Source organism: Peribacillus sp. S4, from assembly GCF_046715815.1.
GTDB lineage: Bacteria > Bacillota > Bacilli > Bacillales > DSM-1321 > Peribacillus > Peribacillus frigoritolerans.
Genome location: NZ_CP175708.1, coordinates 5,206,751 through 5,232,154 on the forward strand (window position 1 = coordinate 5,206,751; position 25,404 = coordinate 5,232,154).

The following is a 25,404-nucleotide window of genomic DNA, read 5'->3' on the forward strand; positions in this document are numbered from 1 at the left end:
AGCGTTAGATTAGAATTTGATGAGAAAGAGTAAGAGTCACCAACGTTCCCTCCCCCACCTCGCTTTGAATCTCCAATTTACCGTCGAATGACTCGACAAGCGTCCGGGCGATGGATAGCCCGAGCCCATTGCCTCCCGTTTTCCTTGCCCTTGATGAATCAACGCGATAAAAACGGTCAAATACATGTGGGAGATGTTCTGGTGATATCCCTCCGCCGTGATCTTTCACACCGATGACAATTTCATTATCCTGCCGTTTTATCATGATCTGTATGCCTGATTCACTATATTTCATTGCATTGTCCAATAGGATGACTATCACCTGTTCAAGCTTACTGGAAATGGTCATTGCATAGATTTCCTTAAACTCTGACTCTATCGTTATTTCACGATTTCCCGTCCTTCTGAATGTTTGGGCAATCCCTTCACAAAACGAAATGAGTTCTATTTTCCCTTCCACATCTTCTGAAGGTTCCGTCTGGGAAGCTGACTGCAGAAGATGTTCCGTCAGTTTTTTCATCCGGACGGCTTCATGATGGATTGCCTCCACTGCCTCTTCCTGAATCGCCTGATCCTTCATTCCCCAGCGTTTCAATAGAGAGGAGTAGCTTTCGATGACCGTAATCGGGGTTTTCAATTCATGCGAAGCATCTGAAAGGAATTGCTGCTGTTGGTTATAATTCCGCTCCAGTCTTTCCATCATCCTGTTGAATGCCGCTCCCATCACCTGCAACTCGTCCTTCGATTGATCCGATAGCGGTATTCGTTTGAATTCCCCGCTTTTCTCAATATCCTTCATCGTTCCGCTCATGACCGATATCGGTTTGAGGATCAGGTTGGCCAGCCACTTACCGGCAAGAATCGATAACAGAATGACAAAAAGGGATGCACCGCCCAAAACGAGGGCAAGCGTCGATAAATTATCAAGGAGGGTATCCTGCGGCTGTGTGACCTCGATCATCCCCAGTCTCTTCCCCTCATCAGGATAAGGATAACGGTAGGTCAATACATATTCACCGTCAGCTTTGGCAAAATCATATCCTTTCTCGTTAATGGATTTAACCGCAAGCCCCTTGAGGTCCTCTTCATCCGTAAATGATTTAACCAGCCTTCCATCCGTGTCGAATATCCGCACCATTCCATCGTCCGGGATATACGGCTCCATTAAATCGGAATCACCGGAAATCAAATCTTTCGTCAGGATATTTTCTTCGATTAATGAAGCTTGATCTTCAAGCAGATCCCGTTCCCTCTCTAACGATATCCAAAGGAAGGCGATTAAAACGATGATACTCAACAATATGAGCATGACGCTTAAAAAAAGACTGGAATACGATTGGATTTTCGTCCGAATCTTCATACTGGCTCCTTCAGGCTGTAACCTACCCCGCGGTAAGTATGGATGAGCTGCAGCTCAAAGGGATAATCTATCTTTTTGCGCAAATAACGGATATACACATCAACCACATTCGTATCCCCTGCGAAGTCATATCCCCATACATGTGTCAGGATTTGCTCCCTTGAAAGTACTTGATTTTTATTTTGCAAAAGATAAACCAGCAAATCGAACTCGCGTGATGTCAGCTCAATCCTATTGCCTTGCCTGTGAATGTCCCTAGTCCCAAGGTTCAGCTTCAGATCGTGGATCTTCAGTTCATCCACTTCGCCTTCTGATAGGCTCTCCCTTACATTGGTACGAAAACAAGCACGGATCCGTGCCAGCAGCTCTTCAATTTCAAACGGCTTCGTTACATAATCATTCGCGCCATGATCCAGGCCATTCACCTTGTCTGGCACAGCATCCCTTGCGGTCAAAAGGATGACCGGTGTCGACCCATTCTTTTTCCGGTAACGCCTAAGTACCTCTATGCCATTCAACTCGGGCAGCATCACATCCAATAAGATTAAATCCCACTCTTCGGCTTCCGCCCTTTCCAGACCTGCCTTTCCCGTAAATGCCGATTCTGTTTGATAACCCTCATGATTAAGTTCCAGCTGAAGGACCCTTGCTATTTTTTCTTCATCTTCTATTATTAAAATTCTCTTATTCATGATCATCACCACCTACCCCTTAGTGTACTGAAGAAATATGAAAATATCATGAGAAATTGACCCCTCCGCAATAAAAATCCGCTGAATTGATGAATTTAATTTTTGTACCTTTAAAAAGACAATAAAAAGAACCGGATGTGAAAACACACCCGATCCATTTCATTCACCGTTCCAATGCTGGCCAATGAATTCATCGCGTCCCGATTTCGCACGGTCCGCTTTATAATCATCTTTGTTTTTTTTATGATAGCCCTGATGGTACTCTTCGGCAGGGTAAAAGGTTTGGGCCGGAAGGATTTCCGTTACGATTGGTTTCTGGAATTTCCCGCTGGCCGCTACCTTTTCTTTCGCTTCAAGGGCCAGTTTTTCTTGGGCTTCATCATGATAGAAGATGGCCGTCCGATACTGGCTTCCTCTGTCATGGAATTGACCGCCATCGTCGGTTGGATCGATTTGCTGCCAATATAGTTCCAGCAATCTTTCATAAGGAAATAACTGAGGATCGAAAGTGATTTCCACGACTTCATAATGCCCCGTACTTCCCGTCTTCACTTCCTCGTAAGTCGGGTTTTCAACATGTCCTCCCGTATAACCGGATACGATTCCCCCAATTCCCGGTTGTTCTTCAAATGGTGTCACCATGCACCAGAAACAGCCTCCAGCAAATGTAGCTTTTTGCATAATGGTCACCCCTTTCCTTATGTAATAGAAATTAATATACCATAATTCAATCCTGACACTTTGCTTTTTTGATTTGCAAAGCAGCCAGGGATTTACCTTTGATCAATCTTTTGACCAGCCCTTTTCCTTGAATTTTACAATCGCTTCAACGCGGTTGCTCACATCCAATTTATCAAGGATGACCGATATGTAATTACGGACCGTTCCATTGGTCAGATAAAGCTGGCTTGCGATTTCCTTTGTGGTCTTACCATCTGCGATCAATTTGAGCACTTGGCTCTCTCGTTCAGTCAAAGGGTTTTCTTCTTCGAAAGCCATATCCACCAGCTCAGGAGCATAAATGCGCCGCCCATCCATGATGACACGGATCGAGTTCGCCAGTTCCTCACTAGGGCTATCCTTGAGAAGATATCCGCCTACCTCGGCCTTTCTTGCTCTTTCAAAATACCCAGGACGTGCAAAGGTGGTCAAAATGATGACTTTGCATTGGTGGCCCTGATCCTTGATCTCCTCCGCTACATCAAGCCCGGTTTTAACTGGCATTTCAATATCGGTTATGCAGATATCCGGCTTTAATTGATTGACGAGATTCATTGCTTCTTCCCCATTGCTCGCTTTTCCGACAACTTCCATGTCACTTTCCAAATCAAGGATGGAACCTAAAGCGCCAAGCAGCATCCGCTGATCTTCGGCAATTACGATTCGAATCAAGTTTAATCCCACCTATCCATTATTTTTTATAGCATTCGGAACCCTTATATACAGTGTCGTTCCATCTGTTGATTGAATATCCAGGCTGCCATTAACGAATTCGAGCCTTTCTTTCATTCCTTGAAGTCCATTTCCTTTAATATACTCTGATCGATGTGAAAGTCCCACTCCATTATCCTGTACTGTGATCGTCACCCCTGTTTGTAATTCTTCGATGACGATATGACAGCAGTCCGCACCGCTATGCTTGACGATATTGGTCACAGCTTCCTTCAAGCACATGCTCAAAACCGTTTCAACAAGCAATGGGGTATCTCGCAATTCCGTGTTGCCTTCCAAATTGAATTCTATCTCTGCCGCTTTCAATATTTGCTTGACCCGGATGATTTCATCGCTTAGCTTCGCCCCACGCATTTCCGACACCATTTCACGTACTTCCTTGAGTGCCGTCCTCGCCGTTTGACGAATATCCTTGATTTCCTTCTTGGCCGTCTCCGGATTCAAATCGATCAATTTCCCTGCAAGGTCACTTTTCAAGCCAATCAAAGACAGCTTTTGTCCAAGTGTATCATGTAAGTCACGGGCAATCCGCTGACGTTCTTCCATTTTCCCAAGCTCTGATATCCGTTTATGGGCGTCCTCCAATTGTTCTTCCAGCATACCCCGTTTGTTCCGATTATACGTGTTGAAAGGGAGAAGGATCACGCCTACCACACAAATGAGCATAAAGGGAAATTGCGAAAAGAAGGTAGGGTCTTTCATGATGAAGCCAATATTGACAGACACGATGGTAGCCAATAGCTGGATTGAATATAATACGAAAAAGCCAACCTTATTTTGAACATTCCCAATAAAGAATGCCAAAAAGAGTGAAAAGTAAATGTAGCTGAAAAATATGGTCATCGATATGGAAATGATTATTTGTATCGCCGTCCATACGTATACGGGCCATCCCTTCGAAACGAATGAGAGACCATATGATATGAAAAACAAAATGATCATGACGATTCCAAAGACTATCTCCAACATCGAAGAGGATTTGAAGATGAAATAAAAAGGAAGGATACAAAAAATGATCCAGACATAAGGGCTCAGCCCTGTGTTTTTCGGAAAGATATGATACCAACTTTGCATGGCGCCGCCTCTATTTCTTTTTATCCTAGTATATACTAAGGAGTTTCATCAAAAAACCATCCAATGGGAATCGAATGGTTTTTTGATGAACTATTTATTTTTCTTGAAGACTTGGACGTTTATTATTGATTTCCACCTTAGATTTTGTTTCATTTAGACGTTCCTTAATCTCTTTAAAACTGACAAACGTCTTGTTTTCTCCATCATAAAGGCGGAAGCGAAGCGATTTTAAACTTGAACTAAGGGTGATTGTCGTTGCCTGCTGCAATGGCAGGGTGGAATCATGGACTTTTTCCAAGTTATAGTTTGGCACTCTTGGACTAAGATGATGCACGTGGTGGAAACCGATATTACCGGTTACCCATTGCAAAACCTTTGGGAGTTTATAATAAGAACTTCCATCAATGGCAGCCTTCACGTAATCCCATTCAGATTCCTCTTCGAAATAAGAATCTTCGAACTGATGCTGTACATAAAACAGCCAGATGCCCAGCGATCCCGTTACAAAAAGCATCGGTACCTGAATCATCAGGAATGCCTGCCATCCGATAGCCAAGCATAAAAGACCATAAATTGCCACGATTGCAGCATTTGTCAAATACGTATTCATCCGTTCTTTCCTTTTAGCGCCCTTTTTATTCAGACGGTTCGATACAAGAAATAGATAAAATGGACCCAATCCAAACATGACGATCGGATTTCTATATAAACGGTAAGCAAGACGCCCCCAGAATGAAGCGGCGATATATTCATCAACGGTCATGATCCAAATATCCCCTGTACCGCGTTTGTTTAAATTACTGCTTGTTGCATGATGTATGGAATGACTATGCTTCCATTGCTCATACGGAAATAATGTGACGATTCCACTGATCGTACCCAGGATGTTATTCGCTTTCCTGCTTTTGAAAAACGACTGATGACAGCAATCATGGAAAATGATGAAAATCCTGACTACGAATCCTGAAGCAAGAACGGCCAATGCAAGGGTCAGCCAGTATGATATGGTTAAGCTTTGATAAGCTAAAAACCATAACAGGAAAAATGGCGGAAACGTATTTATAAGCTGTTTCACGCTTGATTTAGTATTGGAATTTTCAAAAGGGGCAATATCTTTTCTCAATTGTTTTTGATTATGGTTACTCATGTTTTCCTCCTCTTAAAATATATGGAGTGTTTGAATATATTAATTCGTCGGTATCTCTGCTTTAAGTATAGTAATAATAACCGATTTTCTATAGTCATAAACGTCAATTCCCTGCCATGACACTTGTCATATACATGTCTGCATCAAAACTTTTCACACGTATTTTTTCCTCATTCATCATTTATAAACTGCAAAAAAACGTAAATTCCCCATCAATTCTATACCAAGAAATCTCCTGCATTATTCGATCAAATAAAAAAAGATCCGCCTTTGGCGAACCCATTATATCTTGATAGCATAAACCCGTTCAGGTCGTCCTACCGTGCCATATGTTAAATCGGCATCAATTTTTTCCTCTGACATCAAGTGCTCCAGATACCGCCTTGCCGTTGTCCTGCTCACCCCGATTTCCTTCGCCACTATTTCCGCAGTTAACCCCGGTGAGGATTTCCCCAACACAACCATCACCTTCTCCAAAGTCATCCGATCGATTCCTTTTGGCAATGAAGTTTGTTCCCTCCCTTTTTCTTTCATTTCCTTTCGCAAAAGCTTGTCCACCTGTTGCTGCGTTACGGGAAAATTGCCCTTTTCCAATTCAGACAGTTTAATGTAATACTCTTGATACCGGCATAAGGACTGCTTGAAACGTTCAAATGCGACAGGCTTGATTATATAATCAAATATGCCGATCTTGATGGCTTCCTGGACTTTTTCGATTTCTTTAGCCGCCGTTATCATGATGACATCCATTTGTTTGCTTTGCTGCTTGATTTCTTTCAGGATATCAAGCCCATTCATATCCGGAAAATACATATCGAGCAGCAATAGATCCGGCTGCATGATTTCAATGAAGCTTTTAGCCTCGTCATAGCTTGAGGCGATCCCGATCGTTTGAAACCCCTCAAGCTTTTCGATGAATAGCTTTTGTATCTCGGCAATCCGCAGGTCATCTTCTACGATTAAAACTTCTATATCGCGATTGGCCATCATGAAATCACCCCTCTGTTTTTTGGCAGTGCTACAGTAAATATCGTATATTCCCCTTCTTTCGTCGAAAAAGTGATATACCCCCCTAATCCATCTATCGCTTCCTGAACAAGGCTCAAACCTATACCTGAATTGGTTTGATGGCTTTTCGTCGTAAAACCGTTCCGGAAAATCAGATCGGTAACCTCCGAACCCATCCCTTTTCCATTATCTTCAACCTCTATGATTAACTCTTTACCCAAGTCCGTGACGAACAACGATACCCTTTTTTCCTTCCTTTCGTTTTCCCGTACAGCTTCGAAGGCATTATTGATGAGATTGCCGATGATCGTCACTAATAAATCCCGATCTATTTCGGACGGAATATCTTTAAAACTGCTTTCTCTATCGATGGTGAAATCAATTTTCAGCTCGCTGGCTAAACTTACCTTCCCTAAGATGAACCCCGCAATGATCGGATCGGGCACTTCCTTCATCAGAAAGTGAAGGAAGCCCTGGGTCACATCGACTTCCTTCGATATGAAATCCATTGCTTCTTTATATGAACCGAGTTGAATCAAGCCCAGCAGTGTATAAAGCCGATTGGAATATTCATGTGTCTGGGCCCTCAGTCCTTCTGCATACGCCTTTACATGTGACAGTTCTTGCAGGAGATTGGATAGCTCCGATTTATTTCTCAAACTTGCAACGGCACCGATGATTTCCCCCTGTCCATTCAAAATGGGAATCCGGCTTGCCAAAAAAACTTCACCGTCAATCATGAATTCCTGGTCATATTCGGCCCGTGCCGTGCTGACTACATCAAGCAAATGTGTATGCGTTATGACTTCTTCGATTTTTCTTCCGCGAAGCATGACGTCTTTAGGGATATGAAGGATTTTATGCGCCGTTTCATTGACGATGGTGATTTTCCCATGAACATCAATGGCAATGATGCCTTCATGAATGGATTCCAAAATGGCATGCTTCTCTTGAAACATCCAGGCGATCTCTTTCGGCTCCAGACCCAATATCGCCTTTTTTATATTGAATGAAATGAAAAAGGCCACCAATAAACCGCCGATTAATATAAAAGAGATGATCAAGACGATCTTTCTTTGTATTCTGGACACTTCTTTTTCAATATCATCCTGCAGGTAGCCAACGGAGACGACACCAATGACCTTTTCATTGGCGATTATCGGGGATTTCCCCCTTATGGAAGGTCCCAATGTGCCAGTGGACTCCGTGATGATGGATTTCCCATCCCAAACCTCGGCGTTATCTCCCCCAACCATTTTCTTCCCGATCATGTCGGGATTTGGATGGGACAGGCGTGTTTCATTCTCATCGCCTATTACTATGAATTCCGCATCAATCTGCCTGCGAACCCTTTCCGCGATGGGCTGGATGATTACAGAAGGATGATCCGTTCGAAAAGCTTGTTTAATTTCAGGCAGCAAAGAAACGGTCTGGGCAACCGACAATGCTTTTTCCCCTGTCTCCTGCTTCAGGTTATTTTCCAGGATATTTATGAAAATAACTTCAAAGATTCCACCCATTAAGATGATTAACGTACAGATGCCCAGCATCAACTTGGTGTGTAAACGCATTCAATCACCTCTACTTACATCATATAAAAAATAACCCCTTTAAAAAAGGGGTTATTTCGCAACATTCAGAAAATATCAATTAACCTTCAATATTGATGACAACATCCTTCCCTCTCTTCTTAAGTAAAACCGGAATGAGCAGCCATAATGCCGTTACGATCAGGAAGGTCAGCGAAAGCGGCCGAGTGAAAAACAAACTGTAATCCCCATCGGATATCGTCAGTGCCCTGCGCATATTGTTTTCTATCATCGGCCCTAAAACCAGGCCTAATACCAACGGGGCGATTGGATAATCATTTTTACTTAAGAAGTATCCCAAGACCCCGCACCCTAGTAATAGCAATAAATCATAAGTCGATACTTGTACCGCATAAACACCAAAAATGGAAATTGCGATAATGATCGGAATCAAATATTTCTTTGGCGTTTCAATGATTTTCGCAAAAACCTTAACGAGCGGGAGATTAAGGATGAGGAGCATCAGATTTCCTATGAACATACTGGCGATAAGTCCCCAAGCCACCTGGGGATGGTCCTCGAATAATAATGGACCCGGCTGAACATTGTACATCATGAGCGCACCCATTAAAATCGCCGTTGTACCGGAACCCGGAATTCCCAGCGTCAATAATGGTATCATCGCTCCGCCGGAAGCCGCATTATTGGCCGTTTCAGGGCCAGCCACACCAGCGATTGCCCCTGTACCGAATCTCCCAGGTTTTTTTGAAATCCGTTTTTCCATAAGGTATGAGAAGAAGGAAGCAAGAGTGGCCCCTGCCCCCGGCAGGATTCCTACAAAGAAACCTAAGAGCGATCCCCTCGCAATCGGCCCCGCAGATTCCTTGAATTCTTCTTTGGAAGGAAGCAAATTATTGATCTTTGCAATTTCCCCATCATCCTCGTCCTTTTCCAAGATTGTCTTGAATACTTCCCCAAGGGCGAATAGACCAACAGCGATTGTCAGGAATTCGATCCCTTGATACAGCCAAGGAAAGTCGAATGTAAAACGGGCGATCCCGGATACATTATCAATGCCTATCGTCCCGATCAACAAACCGCTAACCGTCATGATCAGTGCCTTGGTTACGGATTTTCCCGCAAGGCCGCTGACTGCCGCCAACCCTAGAAGCATGAGTGAAAAATACTCCGCAGGACCGAATTTAATGGCAATCGTCGATAATGGCTGAGCCAAGGCAATCATGGCGATAAGGGTGACGATCCCTCCTACGAAGGAACCGATCGCCGAAATGGATAAAGCACTCCCGGCTCTTCCCTTCTTGGCCATTTGATAGCCATCCAATGTGGTGACGACAGAAGAAGATTCGCCAGGTGTATTCAATAGGATTGAAGTTGTCGATCCTCCATACATCGCTCCATAATAAACACCTGCAAGTAAAATGATGGCGCTTGTTGCCGCTTGCTCTGGAGGAAGTCCACCTGTAATCGAAGCGGTTACCGGAATTAAAAGAGCCACACCGCTCATCGGCCCGATCCCCGGCAAAACGCCGACCGCCGTACCGATCAATACTCCGACAAATGCAAATAGTATGTTATACCAAGTTAGTGCCGTTTCAAATCCGTGCATTAAATAATCAAAAGTGCCCACTTCACATCCCCCTTCCTTTTATGAAAACCAGATTGGCCAACCCGGCAGTGTTCCCTTTAACACATTCACGAATAAATAATAGATGATTCCGGAAAAACCTGCGGAAATGATGAGCGATGTCACCCACTTATTCCGTTCCATCGTTTGAAAGCAAACAAACAAAAACAGAAAGGTCGTAATGACATATCCTATCGTTTCCAACGTCAAAATATAAATCAAGGTGGAGAGCAGAATGATGATAAAAGGCTTATATTGCAGCTTTTCCTTACGTGATTCCTGCCCCGTGCCCCGAAATGCCTCATAGAACAGGCGAATACTTAAAAGAGAAAGAACGAGCCCCAATACAAAAGGGAAAATGTCCGGTCCTACCGAACTTCCATAAGAAGAACTGGCCAGTTTCCTGCTTCCTATCATAAACAGCACTCCAACAGCCAGAAAGGCTGCAGAAGCTAAGCGATCAAATTTAACATCCATCACAATCCCCCCATTTCAGAAAATAAGAAGAAGGTGAAAGCACCCCCTTCTTCCCGATTATTTTTCCATGCCTAAAGCTTCCAATAATTGCTGCACCTGTTTCTCCTGTTCTACTAAAAACTTGCTGAATTCTTCACTATTTTTATATTCTTGTTCCCATCCCTGCACTTCCACTTCCTTTTTCCATTCAGAAGTTTCAACTAGCTTCTCAATGGTTCCGTCCCAAAAGGTTTTTGCTTCACCAGACATATTCTGAGGTCCAAAAACGCCTCTCCAAATCGTGAATTCAGCATCGACCCCTTGTTCCTTTGCCGTCGGTATGTCTTTAAGGTCCCCACCTAAACGTTCATTCGAGGTTACGGCCAACACTCTAATCTTTCCTGCTTTTAAAAATTCCCTGACACTGGATGCATCCGTTCCGATCACATCCGCATTTCCGCCAAGCAATGCCGTAATCGCTTCCCCGCCACCGTCGTAAGAAACGTATTTAAGTTCGGTTGGATTCAAGCCATATTCATAGGCTGGAAGAATGGAAATCAAATGATCCATGGATCCCGGTGCCGATCCCCCTGCAAAGGTCAGCTTACGCGGATCTTTCTTCACCGCTTCCAGCACTGATTTCAAATCCTTGAATTCAGAATCCGCCTTTACCACTATCGCCCCATAATCCTTTGTCAGCTGCGCCAAAGGAGTCGTATTTTTATATCCATAAGGACTGTTGCCTTCTTTTTTAAGGTTATTGATGATGACAGGCGGTGAATTAACGAACAGCATGTCATTATTATCCGCTTGCTGTGTTGCATAGTCCGCCATGAAGACAGCGCCCCCGCCGCCGGGTTTGTTTTCGACGGTCAATGGCTGGTTCACCAATTTCGTCTCACCCAAGACCTTTGTAAATGAACGGGCCGTTAAATCCCATCCCCCGCCTGCACCCGAAGGAGCAACTACCGTTATCGCTTTTTTCGGATAACCTGTATCTTCTTTCTTTTCTCCTGATGTCCCCGAACTGCTGCATGCACCTAAACTTAAAGCTAACGAACCTGCCAATAGTACCGCTGAAATCTTTTTACGAGAAAACATAGTAATCCCCCTTTTGAAAGCGTTTTCTTAATTCTACAAAAATATCTTCGCTTTCAATGATTGCCCAACTAAAATGCATAAATTCCAAAACCTTCATATTGTTCATAAAGTTTTATCGGGAGACATGGGAAAAAGGCCCGCCCACAAAGAGCAGCCCTGCTAGAATAGTATTTTTGATAGATACACGACCATCGTTACCGTTATGCTGCTGAATAAAGTCGACATCAAAACCGCCTGTGCCGCATACTCCGGATGGTTGTCATATTCCAAAGCGAATAATGCGCTGTTTCTGGATGTGGGAAATGAGCTTGCGATAAACAACCCTTGGGCGACAGTCCCTTCCAAGCCCAGCATGAGAATGATCAGGAAGGCGATGGATGGTGAGAGTATTAAACGCCCCGCCAAGCTAAGGATAAGCGGAAGCGGGAAATGCGTTATTTTCAAATAGGCACTCTGTGCACCTAATGTAATCAATGCAATGGCTATGAAGGCACTCGCGATATTATCAATCGGGGTCCATAAGAACAGAGGGATTTCAAAAGAAACGGAATGTAATATTAAACCAAGCAATAAAGCATAAATGACGGGGTTCTTCAAGAACTCACGAATGGCACCCTTTGCACTTTTTGTATGGACGGAAACAGAATTCATCAATCCATAGGTATAGGTCAACAGGTTTTGAAAAATGATCACGATGACTTGGATCGACAGGCCAAGGGGGTTTCCATTAAAAACCATCTGACTGACAGGTAACCCGAAATTGGCCGAGTTATTCAGGACTACACTATTTTTAAACGTGGCCGAAAGACTTTGATCAAACCTGGCTAGTTTCGCTACCACTGTACTCACGATGATGAGGCTTACTGCTTGAAGAGCAAGGAAGCTGAATATCTGGACGATCATCCCCCCGCCCAATTTGCTTTGATAGATATTGACAAAGCTAATGGCGGGCATGAGCAGGAAGTGATTCAATTTAGACAGCGTATTCATATCCAACTTGAATTTACGATGCAGAATGGCCCCCGCCCCTATAAGGAAAAAAACCGGTACAATCACATTCAATACAATCAGAAACAGGACACTCACTTGACTTCCTCTCCATTCCTTAGGCAAATTCCTGATGATTTACATCTCCCATCTATCATAATGCCGGGATGGCCATAATTAAAATACCAATAAATTATCGTTATCCATTCAAAAAAGGAATGATAAAAAAAGCACAGAGGTTTCTGCGCTTCAGTTAAATATCCCTCATGAAATCGACGCCTTTGACAAATTCGACAAACTCTTTGACCAGTTTTAATTCCAGCGACTTTTCATGATATAACATCCATGTATTCCTGATAAGGGGATTACCTTGCTTATCCTTAAGGTCCATTTGACGGAGGTTTTGGTCATTCTCCAATAAAACACTGGGGAGGATGCCATATCCCAGGCCATTCCTGACCATTTCCTTGCATGTATCCCCTTTGTCCACTTCCATCCCCACCAAAGGAGGTCCGGAAAAATTGTCTCTCCACCAATTATCGATCATTGTTTTCAAAAGGGCATCTGTCCCATAATCGATCCTCGGCAGGAAAGGCAGGTTCCGGACTTCGATTTCTTCCTTGGAAGCAATGCAAATCGTTTCCTCAAAAAGATGATGCCTCGATCCCGACCATTGATAGTCCCCCCGAACAATCCCGACATGCACTTCTTCCTTATAAATGAGGTTCAGCACTTCTTTACTCCAGCCGGTTGTCACATGGAAATCCACTTTAGGAAATCGCTCACGAAATATTTTCAGCAGGCCAGGCAGCTTATGCAGCGTAATATAGTTGGAAACACCCAGCCGTAATGTTCCACTGATCTCCTGACCCATATTGAATGCTGTCTCCTTTATCCGCCGGAGCCTGATCAGCATCTCATCTGCACAGATGGCCAAATATTCACCTTGAGGGGTGAATTGCACTCCCCTAGTTCCCCGCTCCACAATCTTCAGATTGAATTCCTTCTCTATTTGTTGAATCCGTTTCGTTAAAGAAGGTTGCGAGATATATAAACTTTGCGCCGTTTTAGTAATATTCCTGTGTTCATGCAACACCTTTAAAATATGCCAATCCCTTTCGTTCATAACCCTTCCCCCGATACGAATTCCCTTGAATGTTTTATAAAAACTGTACCATAAAAGGCCTGTTGGATATATCCTTTTACAAATACAAAAAAGCCCAGGCCAAACCGGCAGGACTTTCAGATAAGCATCCTTCCAGCGAAGGATGCTCAGTCATTCAATAGAATTCTTTCAGGACATGTGTAGATATTCAGTGAATCATTGCGAATGAACCCGACCGTCGTGATTCCCAATCCTTCAGCCAACTCCAAAGCCAATTCAGTTGGAGCGGATTTCGAGAGTATCAGTTCACAGCCGATTTTCGCCACTTTCAAAAGAATTTCCGATGAAATCCGGCCGCTGAACACGATAGCCTTCCCTTCCATCGAAATGCCATTTTTCAAGCAATGGCCGTATATTTTATCCAAGGCGTTATGCCGTCCGATGTCCATCCTGCTTAATACGAGGCCATTGGCATCACATAAAGCAGCATTGTGGACTCCGCCCGTATTCTGGAAAGTGACAGCAGAATTTTGTAAGTCCTTCATCAAGCGGAAGCAGTCATCAGGAGTCAGTTTCACCGAAACATCATCCATTTTCTTGGCAGTCAATGCATCATTTACAAAGACGAAACCTTGTCTGCTCATTCCGCAGCATGATGTAATATACCGCTTATTTTGAAAGTCCTGGAAGTAGGGGTTCACTTTATCCGTCTTCACATGAACAAAGCCTTCTTTTTCTTGAACCCAGACTTCTTTTATCTCATCATATTTTTTGATGATTCCTTCCGAAGCCAAATAACCAATCACCATATCCTCGATGTATTCAGGTGTACAAACCATCGTGACGAATTCCTGGCCATTTATTTTGACAGTAACGGGATGCTCCGTTACGATCGCATCTTCCGTCCGCTCGATGTTACCTTTGGTTATCCGGATGATGTCCCTCTTGATTTCAATCGCTTTCATGTTCCCACTCCTTTTACTATCCAGGAGCCAATTGACCAAATGTAAGGAACATGGTCAATGCCCGTTGAGTTTGTCCGCTATATTCTTATCAAATACGAATACGGAAATCGCTATGTTTTCCTTGATTTTGATGTCTGAAAACAAATGGAGCAGTTTAGCTCCAACCAGATCTTCCATTCCTTCGGGAGGACTCTCCGAATACACATCCTGAACCATTTTGGTTCGTGCAGAATGGACCATATCCCTTCCTTCCTCCGATCTTGATATGAACATTTCCGTAGGAGTCAAATTTCCATATAACGTAGAAACGGCCATATTTTCCACGAAAACCGTGTGTATGCGTTCTGGTCCTTTACCGAATAGTTCCTTGCGCAGCTTACGAATCATATCATTGAATTCATGGATAACTTTTGACACCGTTGCGTCACTCCATTTCAAGAAAAATTAAGTTCTCAATTTTCTTATCATAAATCAACGCGAAGAAAAACGAAAGGAATTTGGGAATGATACCCTCTTTCCAGGATTGTTTCTTTTCATGATAAAAGGTATAATATCAATGATGAAAGTTGGGAGCATGATAGTGTACTGTTGTGTCCTATCTTTTTTAAAATTATCCATTATGGTATGGATTGGTATATTGGCAAGCTTTGCTATTAAACTATTCCACCATGACCTACATTTCCGTTCAGAGACGGAGGTGTAATCATGGTGGTTTTTTTGCGTCTTTTGGCTATAAAAGGGGGAAATATAATGATCGATTCAAACATCACCATCACAATCAACGGGAAGGCTTATACCGCTAATGAAGGTGCGACAATACTGGAGGTCATCAACCAAAATGAGATGGCCCATCCACAGATTTGTTATGTTCCTGAGGTGGATCCGATCCAAACATGCGACACATGCATCGTCGAAGTTAATGGGAAACTCGTCCGGTCATGTTCGACAAAAGCAGTGAGCGGCATGGATATAGCCTTGGACTCAAGCAAGGCAAAAGAAGCCCAAACCGAGGCCATGGACCGGATACTGGAAAACCATTCTTTATACTGTACTGTATGTGATAATAATAACGGAAATTGCAAACTACATAACACAGCAGAATTAATGGAAATTGAACACCAAAAATATCCTTATACACCGAAAGTGGAATTGGGTGCCGTCGATATGTCCCATCCATTTTACCGCTATGATGCCAATCAATGCATCGCATGCGGGCAATGTGTTGAAGTGTGCCAAAACCTTCAGGTCAACGAGACGCTGTCCATCGACTGGGAAGCAGAACGCCCTCGGGTAATATGGGATGAAGGAACGGAAATCAATAACTCATCTTGTGTAGGCTGCGGACAGTGTGTAACGATTTGTCCATGTAATGCATTAATGGAAAAATCGATGCTTGGCGAAGCTGGTTTCATGTCAGGCTTGAAAAACGATATGCTGGAACCGATGATCGACCTTGTCAAAGAAGTGGAACCTGGATACAGCGGGATTTTTGCCATTTCGGAGATTGAAGCGGCAATGCGAGAGACACGGACGAAGAAAACAAAAACGGTCTGTACGTTCTGTGGGGTAGGATGCACATTCGAAGTCTGGACAAAAGGCCGTAAAATCCTTAAAGTCCAACCTACTCATGAAGCACCCGTCAATGCGATATCCACATGTGTCAAAGGGAAATTCGGTTGGGACTTCGTAAATTCGGAAGAACGTTTGACAAAGCCCCTGATTCGGAAAAACGGAAGATTCGTTGAATCAAGCTGGGATGAAGCACTTGATTTGGTTGCGTCCAGACTGGGTTCGATCAAACGGCAATACGGCGGAAATTCAGTAGGCTTCATTTCCTCATCCAAGATCACGAACGAAGAAAACTATGTCATTCAAAAACTTGCACGGCAAATGTTCGAAACGAATAACGTCGACAACTGCTCGCGTTACTGTCAATCCCCGGCAACAGACGGACTGTTCCGTACAGTCGGCATGGGCGGAGATGCTGGTACGATCAAGGATATCGCCGCAGCAGGACTTGTCATCATCGTTGGGGCTAACCCGGCAGAAGGACATCCCGTACTGGCGACACGCGTTAAACGGGCACACAAGCTTCACGGACAAAAGCTGATTGTAGCTGACATCCGCAAAAACGAAATGGCCGAACGTTCCGACATCCATATCAGCCCAAAACAAGGAACGGATCAAGTCTGGTTGATGGCGGTTACAAAATATATGATCGATCAAGGCTGGCATGATCAAGAATTCATCAATAAAAATGTTAACTTCTTCGACGATTATAAAGAAGTACTTGAGAAATATACCCTGGAATATGCAGAAACACATACAGGTATTTCTAAAGAAACATTGATCCAAATAGCTGAGGCCATTCGCGATGCAGACGGTACATGCATTCTTTGGGGTATGGGCGTAACACAAAACACCGGTGCCTCCGATACTTCGGCGGCAATTTCCAACCTGCTATTGGCTACGGGTAACTACCGTCGTCCAGGAGCGGGAGCCTATCCGCTTCGCGGCCACAACAATGTACAGGGCGCTTGCGATATGGGTACCCTTCCAACATGGCTTCCGGGATATCAGCATGTTACCGATGACGTGGCACGTGCTAAATTCGAAAAAGCTTATGGAGTGAAAATCGCTGGCCAACCAGGCTTGAACAATATTGAAATGCTTAAAGCGATAGAAAAAGGCGACATGAAGGCGATGTATCTTGTAGGTGAAGATATGGCACTTGTTGACGCGGATGCAAACCATGTCGATAAAGTGTTATCCGGATTGGACTTCTTTGTTGTCCAGGATATTTTCCTTTCAAGGACAGCCCAATATGCCGACGTGGTATTGCCCGGAGCTCCATCTCTTGAAAAAGACGGAACGTTCACCAATACGGAGCGCCGTGTACAGCGATTATATAAAGCCCTTCCCACTATGGGAGATTCTAAGGCGGATTGGGAAATCACCCAAGAAATCGCCAACCGCTTAGGTGCGAATTGGAATTACTCTCACCCTAGTGAAATCTATGACGAAATGGCAAGCCTGTCACCGATATTCAGCCAAGCGAATTACGAAGTGCTGGAAGGATGGAATAGCTTCCTCTGGGGGAGCCATGATGGATCAAGCACGCCCCTTCTTTATGTAGATGGCTTCAACTTCCCTGATAAAAAAGCGCGCTTTGCACTGGCTGACTGGGTGGAACCTCATAAATTCCCGGAAGAATATGACCTTCATATCAATAATGGACGCATGCTGGAGCATTTCCATGAAGGCAATATGACGAACAAGTCCAATGGAATCCAATCGAAAGTACCTGATATTTTCGTCGAGGTTTCACCAGAACTTGCCAAAGAACGTAAAGTCAGTGATGGCGGACTCGTTCGCTTGGTGTCTCCATTCGGGGCCGTTAAGTTAAAAGCATTGATCACAGACCGTGTTAAAAATAATGAGCTATTTTTACCGATGAACTCCGTCGATAAAGACTCTGCCATTAACTTCCTGACCGGTCCCATCTATGATCGACGCACAAGCACGCCTGCTTACAAACAGACGATGGTCCGCATGGAAGTATTAAGCGCAAGCGGAGACATTCCATTACCGGGTACCAATCCACGGAACAAAAAACGTCATCCTCAAAATGGTGTCGAGGTTGAACGTAAGTGGGCCCGTCCAGGGTATGTTCACTTAACAGATAATTAAACAAGGAGGGTGAAGATCATGGCAGCTCCTATAACGGAAATCCATAATCCCATTACTGAGGAAGAGATAAAGCTACAAAAACTGGAGGAACTGAAAACGCTGATCACCGATAATGAAGATGCCTTGAACAATATGTTTAAAATCGTCAATGAACTGAATGACTCGGGAGTATTCGAAGCCGCGACCTCCATGCTTCAAGGAAAAGAACAAATAGCGAAAATCGCACTTCAACAAATCACAAGGCAACCTGTAACAAACCTGATCAATACCCTTATGGGTGCAACAGGAGCCTTGATGAACGCCGATGCCGCACAATCCACGAAACTGCTGAACAGTGCACTTGCAGGAATCGATGAAGGAAACAAATTCCTTCAGGCCGATAAGAAGATCGGTGTTCTGGAATTAATGAAAACATTGAATGACCCAGACATAAACAGGGCGATCGGCTTTGGCGTCCACTTCCTCAAGGGAATGGGCAAGGAATTAAAAGAATAGAAACGGAACAAAGACTCAAGAGAAGCTTCTTTCGAGTCTTTTTCTATCATAGGGCTCTTAGTTCCTGCAAAAAATGCTGAAAGTGCAGCGGTGGATAAGATTAGCATTGGAGTGGATGTGTAATGAATCAAGAAGAAAAAATTAAGGGCAAAAGAATTACATCTAGGCTCAGTAAAAATTTTCAAAATGTTGACTGTAAATATAAAGAAATGAGTTAAAGTCATTAATCAAAATACAGGCTGTACACCCTCCCCTTATTCGCACCACTGCTTGTCAGATTCAATGATTGCAAGATCCTCGTTGCACTGGAAGAAGAGGAAATGTTTAAAAAGTTCCTCAACTGCCGATTCGTTATGGTCGAGCCTAATAGATAAAAATAATCTCGTAAAGCCGGGATATGTGCTTTTTTACTGGAGAGTTGGCATTGATTGCAAAGCCATGTGCCATGCCTTCTAAATAATTTATTGCCCTTACAATTCTCACAAATCACTCCTTTAATTAGGTCCTTTTCGGTAAGATTGTATCGTTCCAGAATGGAAAAGTCCGCATCGATGTGGTGTTTATTCATTACGCGAATTGCTTTCTTCAAATCTTTCTCACTAAAACTGGATTCTGTTATGGAATGCTCCATTTGATTAATTTTAGCTGGAAGTGCATCGCGATGGATAACTTTATAGTGGAGTTCATGGTTTTCAAGAGCTGTACGGATGATGGTTTGGGGATTACTGATGACAATCAATGAAAGGATGGGCAGTGAGGGAAAACCGTTTTTCAAGAACCAATTGGTCAATTGTGATTCCTGGCGGCTGACTTGTATGATGGGATCTGGAAAGGCCGTTTCTTTTCCTTCTATCGTTCGAATGAGCTGATTGAAATACGGATCAAAATAGATCGACCCTGCAATGTTCTTCACTTCAATGATAAGCGCATATTTCCTGGAGATTAATAAGGTATCCAGCTGAAAAAATCGGGATTGATCCTGCAGCCTTAAATCGTGGAAGATGAAATAGCTTTTCGGTTCAAGAAAGCTTAATGGAAAATCAATGGAACATTCCCCTTTATAGCCCGCTTCCCTTTTTTTGAGATCGTTCATGATTAAGGGAACTTTAAGGTGATTCGGAGGAAGCCTGCACGCTAATGCACGTAATTTGCGGACGGGAAGAGGAACTTTTCGTTTTTTTACAATCAATTTCATCGCTCCAATCCTATTTTCTTCAAAAGGATTCTACAGCAAATGATGGAAATTGTACAGTTTATCTGCGAAATCGGGAATATATCTTCGAAATTGGAGATATATCAACGAAAAATCCTGATATATCTGCGAATTATTCGATTTATCGATTTTTCGACAAAAACGACGAAAAAAAACCAAATAAAAAACCACCAATATATGTATTGGTGGAGACGGTGGGAGTCGAACCCACGTCCAGACATAACGGCACTTAAGCTTCTACGAGTGTAGTCGATATATTCGCATTTCGCGAACTCATTAGCCTATCGACAGGCGGCAGAGCAGCTAGTCTGATTGGTCTCTTCCTTCATCCTCAGACGGTGGATTCCGGCGTATCCCACTTAGAGTGAGTCCCTTACCCTACCACGTGGGCCATGGAGGGAGGAACAGCTATCGACTGTTATTAAGCAGCGAAAGCTAGGTTGTTGTTTTGTTTGCCAGTTATAGGCGTTGACGTTTTAACGAGGCCGATCCCCTCGACTCGCAACTTAAGCTCGAACTATCCCTGTCGAATCCGTAACGTCCCCATGATATAAATGGAGCGTACGAGAGAAGAATAGTCAGCAAGTTGGCTGATATTCAATTGTCATCGGTACAGGATTAATTATAACAGATTGGTTCAAAAAATCAATTGTAAGGTCTTGGCAGTTTTACATCTTCTGACGATCACGGAAAGCACGTTCAATATCACGCTTCGCTTCCTTCTTCTTCAGGTCATCACGCTTATCATATTGTTTCTTCCCTTTTCCAAGTCCGATTAAAACTTTGGCAAAGCCATTCTTTAAATACATTTTCAACGGGACGATGGTGTAACCTGTTACCTTTGTTTCCCCGATCAGTTTACTGATTTCTTTCTTATGCAAAAGAAGCTTCCGTGTCCGTAACGGATCATGGTTAAACTGGTTTCCCTGCTCATAAGGGCTGACATGCATATTATGAAGATAAACTTCACCATTTTCTATTTTAGCGAAGGCATCCTTCAAATTCACTCGGGCCGCACGGATTGCTTTGATTTCGGTCCCTTTTAAAACGATTCCTGCTTCAAACGTTTGTTCAATAAAGAAATCATGATACGCTTTTTTATTTTGTGCTAGTTGTTTACCTGAGCCTTTTGGCATCTAACTCTCCCCTTTTTTACATCCAATCGCGGCGAGAGGATGGAATGATCATCCCCCCGCCTGAATCTTTATCTCTTTTTAGGTTTTCTCTTGCGCTTGGCAGCTGGCGCATTTTCAAAGAATTTTTTCTTCTTTTTCGATTTTCTTCCAGAAGAAGTCGAATCTCCATTACGGTCGCCGCCTTTTCCTTCCTTACGTCCCCCACTGCCGCCTCGGCCGCGTTTGCGTTCACCTGAATTGGCTTTGAATATTTTCTTCTCGCCGGATGGACGCGGACGGCTTACCTTCATGCCGATAATTTCAAAATCGATGGCGCGTTCCTCTTTATTGACGTTGGAAACCCGTACGTCGATTTCATCGCCAATCCGGAACACATTACCGGTACGTTCCCCGATCATTGCTAGCTGACGCTCATCGAAGCGATAATAATCATCCGTCATGAAGCTGACATGGACAAGTCCTTCAATCGTGTTCGGCAGCTCGACGAACATCCCAAAATTGGTGACTGAACCAATGATCCCGGTATATTCCTCGCCGATTTTATCCAGCATGTATTCCGCTTTTTTCAGATCATCCGTTTCCCGCTCGGCATCGACTGAGCGACGTTCACGTTTCGATGTATGATCGGCAATCTCAGGTAAATTGGCATTCCATTTCTCCTTCGTAGCTTCATCCATTTTACCTTCCACCAAGTAGGTCCTGATCAGCCTGTGCACGATCAAATCCGGGTAACGGCGAATCGGCGATGTGAAATGTGTATAAAACTCAGCAGATAAACCAAAGTGGCCTAAGCTCTCCGGATCATATTTCGCCTGTTGCATGGAACGAAGCATGACGGTGGATATGACCGTTTCTTCCGGCTTACCGGCAACCGCCTCAATGATTTCCTGTAACGCCTTAGGATGGACGTCATTGGCCGATCCCCTTACAATGTATCCGAAGTTCGTAATGAATTCGAAGAATCGCTGCAGTTTTTCCGGCTTTGGATCTTCATGAATACGGTAAATGAACGGTAGGTCAAGACGGTGGAAATGCTCAGCAACGGTTTCATTAGCTGCAAGCATGAACTCTTCAATCAGCTTTTCCGCAACCGACCTTTCACGTAAAACCACATCAGTCGGATGGCCCTCTTCATCAACGATGACTCTTGCTTCATTGAAATCAAAGTCGATTGCACCGCGGTTCATCCGGTTCTTGCGAAGGATGGCCGCTAGCTTCTCCATGTCCTGGAACATCGGCACCAACGCTTCATAGCGTTCAAGCTGTTCTTCATCTTTATCGACAAGGATTTTGTTCACATTGCCATATGTCATACGTTCCGTCGTCTTAATGACACTTTCAAAAATATCATGGTTGACGACTTTGCCATCCGGCGTGATTTCCATTTCACATGAGAGTGTAAAACGATCGACTTGTGGGTTCAAGGAACAAATGCCATTCGATAAACGATGCGGGATCATCGGGATGACCCTGTCCACCAAATACACGCTCGTCCCTCTTTCCAGGGCTTCCTTATCGATTGGAGAACCTTCCTTCACGTAATGACTGACATCAGCAATATGAACGCCCAGCTTGTAATTGCCATTCTCAAGCTTGGAAACAGTGACGGCATCATCCAGATCCTTTGCATCCGCTCCATCAATCGTAACCAAAACATCATTACGCAAGTCCCTGCGGTTGCCAATTTCACTTTCTTGAATGGTATCGGAAACGGCATTGGCCTGCTCCATGACGTCATCCGGGAACTCCATCGGCAAACCATACTTATGGATCACGGAAAGAATATCCACACCAGGATCATTTTTATGGCCAAGAATCTCAATGACTTCACCTTCGGCACTTATGCGTCCCTCAGGATAAGAAGTAAGCTTGACGACAACCTTATGTCCCTCTACCGCTCCATGTGAAGCATGCTGTGGAATGAAGATATCGTTTGCGATCTTTTTATCATCAGGGATGACGAAACCAAAACTTTTACTTTCGGAGTATGTACCGACAACTTGTGTAATTCCGCGTTCAAGTATTCTGATGACCGTGCCTTCTTGCCTTGAGCCCGATGTTTCCGAAGATACCCGTACCATGACGACATCTCCATGCATCGCTGTGCCCGTTTCATTTGGCGGAATGAAAATATCATCCATTCCCGGGTTGTCTTCAGGTGTGACAAAGGCAAACCCCTTTGCGTGCCCCGTTAATTTACCGCGGAACAAATTCATTTTTTGCGGCAGGCCGTAACGATTGCTCCTCGTTCTGACCACCAATCCCTTTTCTTCCATTTTTACTAAAGCCTTAACGAAATTCTTGAAATCTGCCGAGTCTTCGATTTTCAAAGCCTCTTCCAGTTCTTGTACCGTTAGCGGCTTATACGCTTCATCCGTCATGTATGTCAGAAGCTTATTAATATGTTCTTGAATGTTATCTTCCATGAAAACCCTCCTATTCAGGGTATATTTTTGTTATTCAGACCAATCCAGGCTCTCTAAAAATTCCAATACATCTTCATGCAGCTCGTCTTTTTCTTTATCAAGGGTTATGACATGACCGGATTCTTCATACCACTTGATTTTTTTGACCGGTGATTCTACGGAATCAATAATAATATCGGCACTTTTTGGATTGATAACATCATCATGCCGGCCCTGCACGACAAATGTCGGAGCATAAATAAGATCGACGTGCTCCCGTACATCCGTTATCAATTCCTGAAGGGCTTTCAATGTATTCATCGGTTTATCGGCAAGGAGGTCCATTTCAAGCTCTATTTGCTCTTGAGTTTTTCCTTCATACTTCTTAAATTCTCTGGCGTACTCCAATACTCCTTTAAACATCATTTCTTCACTTTTGATATACATAGGCGCACACATTGTTACGATACCCTTTATAGGTACAGTGTAACCTAATTTAAGAGAAAATACGCCTCCTAATGAGAGTCCGGCAACAGCAATTTCTTCATGACCTTTGCTTTTCAGGAAATCATAGCCCATCATGACATCTTTCCACCAATCTTCCGGACCTGTTTTCACCAGCTCCTCTGGGGGAACGCCATGCCCTTCATAGTGCGGGGCATGGCAGGTGTATCCCTGTTTCTCCAAGTAACGGCCCAGCATCCGTACATCCGCTGAATTCCCCGTGAACCCATGTAAAAGTAAGACAGCCCTTTTTCCGCCTTCAAAAGTAAAGGGCTGCTGCAGCTTGATTTTCATGACCTTAAACTCCTTTATCAGTAAATAGAATTTTAAAAAATCCCTATCCTATAATTAAGTACTAAAATCACTATATCTATTCATGCAACTATTGTGCAAAGAAAAAAGCCTAGCTATTTAGCTAGACTCATTTTTGATCCATTACACATCAAAGTATGCAACAAGTAAAGTTAAAGCAAAGAATAGAATCGCCAATACTATTGTCGCACGATGTAAAACCAGGTCCAAACCGCGTGCCTTTTGCTTTCCGAATAACTGCTCAGCACCGCCGGCAATCGCACCTGATAAACCTGCACTCTTACCTGATTGAAGCAATACCGTCACAATGAGGGCGATACTGACAATCACTAAAAGCGTTATGAGAAATGCATGCATGCAATTACACCTCCTGAAGAACCAATAAACAATTACTTTAACTTTACCACACCCAATAAATATCCACAATCTTTGTTATACTATGATGGTAAGAATTCCTAAAAACCCATAGTCATTTATTTTCTTTTTGAATCAAAGTTTGAGATAATTTGCATAAATAGAGAAAGAGGTGTCAACATGTTTAAGTCCATACTACGGATTCTTGATCTCCTGACCATCCTATTCTCGGCGGTTGCCGGCTATTCTTTATGGGCAGGCGGAAGCAATTTCATCAGCGTCCTATTAATCATCCTATCACCGCTTCTATTGCTGCTGGCAAAGTATCACGGAAATCGATACTTATTATTTGCTGCATATATCACGACAACCGTTTATTTTACTGCTATTATTTATAATGGACTTTCCAATAGCGGTATCGACTTTTTCCAATCAAGCTTCCATGTCCTCCTGATCGGGGCAGCAGCTGCCTTGCTGAGCGTCATAGCGGCGGTCATTGGGTTCGGGACCAATACCCTTACGATTCTTTGGTTATCGCTTCATGCCCTCGTCACATTCGAGACAATCAGGATGTCATCCGGTTTCCTTTCGAGCTTTTGGTCTGATCCCGTCGTGGAAACCGCAATCCGTAACGATTATCCATTTTTACTGATGGTCGTCTGGATTGGCTTATTTCTTGATAAATATCAAAGTGAATTAACAAGGGATTACTTATCACGATAATTTTCAAAACTACTTTTATTGGAAATCTTATATTAAAAGCAAGGGGCCTTT

General features: G+C 43.5%; 23 protein-coding genes and 1 other RNA gene. 3 read left to right on the top strand and 21 right to left on the bottom strand.

The window, feature by feature from the left end; genetic code table 11:
* Positions 1 to 4: 4 nt before the first annotated feature.
* The 15 genes from ACJ9PY_RS25050 to ACJ9PY_RS25120 form a co-directional block, all read right to left on the bottom strand.
* Complete coding sequence (locus ACJ9PY_RS25050) at positions 5 to 1,360, bottom strand: sensor histidine kinase (RefSeq protein ID WP_230134705.1); 1,356 nt, start codon at positions 1,358 to 1,360, stop codon at positions 5 to 7.
* Positions 1,357 to 2,052, bottom strand: coding sequence for a response regulator transcription factor (locus ACJ9PY_RS25055; protein WP_034311632.1), 696 nt, complete (start codon positions 2,050 to 2,052; stop codon positions 1,357 to 1,359). Before ACJ9PY_RS25055 ends, ACJ9PY_RS25050 begins: the two co-directional genes overlap by 4 nt.
* A 159-nt stretch (positions 2,053 to 2,211) precedes the next feature.
* Positions 2,212 to 2,733, bottom strand: coding sequence for a peptide-methionine (S)-S-oxide reductase MsrA (gene msrA, locus ACJ9PY_RS25060; protein ID WP_411739225.1), 522 nt, complete (start codon positions 2,731 to 2,733; stop codon positions 2,212 to 2,214).
* A 102-nt stretch (positions 2,734 to 2,835) separates the two neighbouring features.
* Positions 2,836 to 3,444 (bottom strand): response regulator transcription factor, encoded by a 609-nt coding sequence (locus tag ACJ9PY_RS25065; RefSeq protein WP_053536795.1) that lies wholly within the window; start codon positions 3,442 to 3,444, stop codon positions 2,836 to 2,838.
* A 12-nt stretch (positions 3,445 to 3,456) separates the two neighbouring features.
* Positions 3,457 to 4,578, bottom strand: coding sequence for a sensor histidine kinase (locus ACJ9PY_RS25070; RefSeq protein ID WP_411739226.1), 1,122 nt, complete (start codon positions 4,576 to 4,578; stop codon positions 3,457 to 3,459).
* Positions 4,579 to 4,672: 94 nt separating this feature from the next.
* Entirely contained in the window at positions 4,673 to 5,725 is a 1,053-nt protein-coding gene (locus ACJ9PY_RS25075; RefSeq protein ID WP_411739227.1) for a fatty acid desaturase, read from the bottom strand.
* A gap of 282 nt (positions 5,726 to 6,007) precedes the next feature.
* On the bottom strand, positions 6,008 to 6,715 hold the full coding sequence (locus ACJ9PY_RS25080) for a response regulator (protein ID WP_411739228.1): 708 nt from the start codon (positions 6,713 to 6,715) through the stop codon (positions 6,008 to 6,010).
* Positions 6,712 to 8,304: an ATP-binding protein gene (locus ACJ9PY_RS25085; protein WP_411739229.1), complete on the bottom strand. Its 1,593-nt coding sequence runs from the start codon at positions 8,302 to 8,304 to the stop codon at positions 6,712 to 6,714. Before ACJ9PY_RS25085 ends, ACJ9PY_RS25080 begins: the two co-directional genes overlap by 4 nt.
* Positions 8,305 to 8,383: 79 nt before the next feature.
* Complete coding sequence (locus ACJ9PY_RS25090) at positions 8,384 to 9,910, bottom strand: tripartite tricarboxylate transporter permease (protein WP_411739230.1); 1,527 nt, start codon at positions 9,908 to 9,910, stop codon at positions 8,384 to 8,386.
* Positions 9,911 to 9,928: 18 nt separating this feature from the next.
* Entirely contained in the window at positions 9,929 to 10,384 is a 456-nt protein-coding gene (locus ACJ9PY_RS25095; RefSeq protein WP_411739231.1) for a tripartite tricarboxylate transporter TctB family protein, read from the bottom strand.
* Between the two features lie 57 nt (positions 10,385 to 10,441).
* A complete protein-coding gene (locus ACJ9PY_RS25100; protein ID WP_063574717.1) occupies positions 10,442 to 11,464 on the bottom strand; it encodes a tripartite tricarboxylate transporter substrate binding protein in 1,023 nt (340 codons plus the stop codon).
* 159 nt (positions 11,465 to 11,623) lie between these two features.
* Entirely contained in the window at positions 11,624 to 12,550 is a 927-nt protein-coding gene (locus tag ACJ9PY_RS25105; RefSeq protein WP_034310023.1) for an AEC family transporter, read from the bottom strand.
* A gap of 154 nt (positions 12,551 to 12,704) precedes the next feature.
* Positions 12,705 to 13,577 carry a LysR family transcriptional regulator gene (locus ACJ9PY_RS25110; RefSeq protein WP_411739232.1) on the bottom strand — a complete coding sequence of 291 codons (873 nt, stop codon included), beginning with the start codon at positions 13,575 to 13,577 and terminating at the stop codon, positions 12,705 to 12,707.
* A 146-nt stretch (positions 13,578 to 13,723) separates the two neighbouring features.
* A complete protein-coding gene (gene fdhD, locus ACJ9PY_RS25115) occupies positions 13,724 to 14,521 on the bottom strand; it encodes a formate dehydrogenase accessory sulfurtransferase FdhD (RefSeq protein WP_095679215.1) in 798 nt (265 codons plus the stop codon).
* 54 nt (positions 14,522 to 14,575) lie between these two features.
* Entirely contained in the window at positions 14,576 to 14,938 is a 363-nt protein-coding gene (locus tag ACJ9PY_RS25120) for a DUF2294 domain-containing protein (protein WP_411739233.1), read from the bottom strand.
* 333 nt (positions 14,939 to 15,271) lie between these two features.
* Here ACJ9PY_RS25120 and fdhF point away from each other — a divergent pair, with 333 nt between their 5' ends.
* Together fdhF and ACJ9PY_RS25130 are read left to right on the top strand one after the other, a co-directional pair.
* Positions 15,272 to 18,211, top strand: coding sequence for a formate dehydrogenase subunit alpha (gene fdhF / locus ACJ9PY_RS25125; protein WP_411739234.1), 2,940 nt, complete (start codon positions 15,272 to 15,274; stop codon positions 18,209 to 18,211).
* Positions 18,212 to 18,229: 18 nt separating this feature from the next.
* The gene (locus ACJ9PY_RS25130; RefSeq protein ID WP_034310010.1) at positions 18,230 to 18,706 is read left to right on the top strand and encodes a DUF1641 domain-containing protein; all 477 of its coding nucleotides are present in this window, start codon (positions 18,230 to 18,232) and stop codon (positions 18,704 to 18,706) included.
* Positions 18,707 to 18,929: 223 nt separating this feature from the next.
* Here ACJ9PY_RS25130 and ACJ9PY_RS25135 read toward each other — a convergent pair whose 3' ends face one another.
* From ACJ9PY_RS25135 to secG, 6 genes are all read right to left on the bottom strand, one after another.
* The gene (locus ACJ9PY_RS25135; protein ID WP_411739235.1) at positions 18,930 to 19,901 is read right to left on the bottom strand and encodes a nuclease-related domain-containing protein; all 972 of its coding nucleotides are present in this window, start codon (positions 19,899 to 19,901) and stop codon (positions 18,930 to 18,932) included.
* Between the two features lie 201 nt (positions 19,902 to 20,102).
* Positions 20,103 to 20,464, bottom strand: a transfer-messenger RNA (tmRNA) gene (ssrA, locus tag ACJ9PY_RS25140).
* Between the two features lie 123 nt (positions 20,465 to 20,587).
* Positions 20,588 to 21,055: an SsrA-binding protein SmpB gene (gene smpB, locus ACJ9PY_RS25145; protein ID WP_034310006.1), complete on the bottom strand. Its 468-nt coding sequence runs from the start codon at positions 21,053 to 21,055 to the stop codon at positions 20,588 to 20,590.
* Between the two features lie 68 nt (positions 21,056 to 21,123).
* A complete protein-coding gene (gene rnr, locus ACJ9PY_RS25150) occupies positions 21,124 to 23,481 on the bottom strand; it encodes a ribonuclease R (protein WP_145506455.1) in 2,358 nt (785 codons plus the stop codon).
* A gap of 30 nt (positions 23,482 to 23,511) precedes the next feature.
* Complete coding sequence (locus ACJ9PY_RS25155; RefSeq protein WP_098185506.1) at positions 23,512 to 24,258, bottom strand: alpha/beta hydrolase; 747 nt, start codon at positions 24,256 to 24,258, stop codon at positions 23,512 to 23,514.
* Positions 24,259 to 24,399: 141 nt separating this feature from the next.
* Positions 24,400 to 24,633, bottom strand: a complete 234-nt coding sequence (secG, locus tag ACJ9PY_RS25160; RefSeq protein WP_034309999.1) for a preprotein translocase subunit SecG — start codon at positions 24,631 to 24,633, stop codon at positions 24,400 to 24,402.
* 177 nt (positions 24,634 to 24,810) lie between these two features.
* Here secG and ACJ9PY_RS25165 point away from each other — a divergent pair, with 177 nt between their 5' ends.
* Positions 24,811 to 25,353 (top strand): hypothetical protein, encoded by a 543-nt coding sequence (locus tag ACJ9PY_RS25165; RefSeq protein ID WP_057278104.1) that lies wholly within the window; start codon positions 24,811 to 24,813, stop codon positions 25,351 to 25,353.
* Positions 25,354 to 25,404 lie beyond the last annotated feature (51 nt).

Excerpts from the sequence above, each read along its gene's own strand:
- ACJ9PY_RS25085 (WP_411739229.1), bottom strand. The coding sequence starts at position 8,304 with ATGCGTTTACACACCAAGTTGATGCTGGGCATCTGTACGTTAATCATC.
- secG (WP_034309999.1), bottom strand. The coding sequence starts at position 24,633 with ATGCATGCATTTCTCATAACGCTTTTAGTGATTGTCAGTATCGCCCTC.
- ACJ9PY_RS25135 (WP_411739235.1), bottom strand. The coding sequence starts at position 19,901 with ATGAAATTGATTGTAAAAAAACGAAAAGTTCCTCTTCCCGTCCGCAAA.
- smpB (WP_034310006.1), bottom strand. The coding sequence starts at position 21,055 with ATGCCAAAAGGCTCAGGTAAACAACTAGCACAAAATAAAAAAGCGTAT.
- ACJ9PY_RS25070 (WP_411739226.1), bottom strand. The coding sequence starts at position 4,578 with ATGCAAAGTTGGTATCATATCTTTCCGAAAAACACAGGGCTGAGCCCT.
- ACJ9PY_RS25110 (WP_411739232.1), bottom strand. The coding sequence starts at position 13,577 with ATGAACGAAAGGGATTGGCATATTTTAAAGGTGTTGCATGAACACAGG.
- fdhF (WP_411739234.1), top strand. The coding sequence starts at position 15,272 with ATGATCGATTCAAACATCACCATCACAATCAACGGGAAGGCTTATACC.
- ACJ9PY_RS25055 (WP_034311632.1), bottom strand. The coding sequence starts at position 2,052 with ATGAATAAGAGAATTTTAATAATAGAAGATGAAGAAAAAATAGCAAGG.
- ACJ9PY_RS25095 (WP_411739231.1), bottom strand. The coding sequence starts at position 10,384 with ATGGATGTTAAATTTGATCGCTTAGCTTCTGCAGCCTTTCTGGCTGTT.
- msrA (WP_411739225.1), bottom strand. The coding sequence starts at position 2,733 with ATGCAAAAAGCTACATTTGCTGGAGGCTGTTTCTGGTGCATGGTGACA.
- ACJ9PY_RS25100 (WP_063574717.1), bottom strand. The coding sequence starts at position 11,464 with ATGTTTTCTCGTAAAAAGATTTCAGCGGTACTATTGGCAGGTTCGTTA.
- rnr (WP_145506455.1), bottom strand. The coding sequence starts at position 23,481 with ATGGAAGATAACATTCAAGAACATATTAATAAGCTTCTGACATACATG.
- ACJ9PY_RS25075 (WP_411739227.1), bottom strand. The coding sequence starts at position 5,725 with ATGAGTAACCATAATCAAAAACAATTGAGAAAAGATATTGCCCCTTTT.
- fdhD (WP_095679215.1), bottom strand. The coding sequence starts at position 14,521 with ATGAAAGCGATTGAAATCAAGAGGGACATCATCCGGATAACCAAAGGT.
- ACJ9PY_RS25080 (WP_411739228.1), bottom strand. The coding sequence starts at position 6,715 with ATGATGGCCAATCGCGATATAGAAGTTTTAATCGTAGAAGATGACCTG.
- ACJ9PY_RS25155 (WP_098185506.1), bottom strand. The coding sequence starts at position 24,258 with ATGAAAATCAAGCTGCAGCAGCCCTTTACTTTTGAAGGCGGAAAAAGG.
- ACJ9PY_RS25165 (WP_057278104.1), top strand. The coding sequence starts at position 24,811 with ATGTTTAAGTCCATACTACGGATTCTTGATCTCCTGACCATCCTATTC.
- ACJ9PY_RS25050 (WP_230134705.1), bottom strand. The coding sequence starts at position 1,360 with ATGAAGATTCGGACGAAAATCCAATCGTATTCCAGTCTTTTTTTAAGC.
- ACJ9PY_RS25130 (WP_034310010.1), top strand. The coding sequence starts at position 18,230 with ATGGCAGCTCCTATAACGGAAATCCATAATCCCATTACTGAGGAAGAG.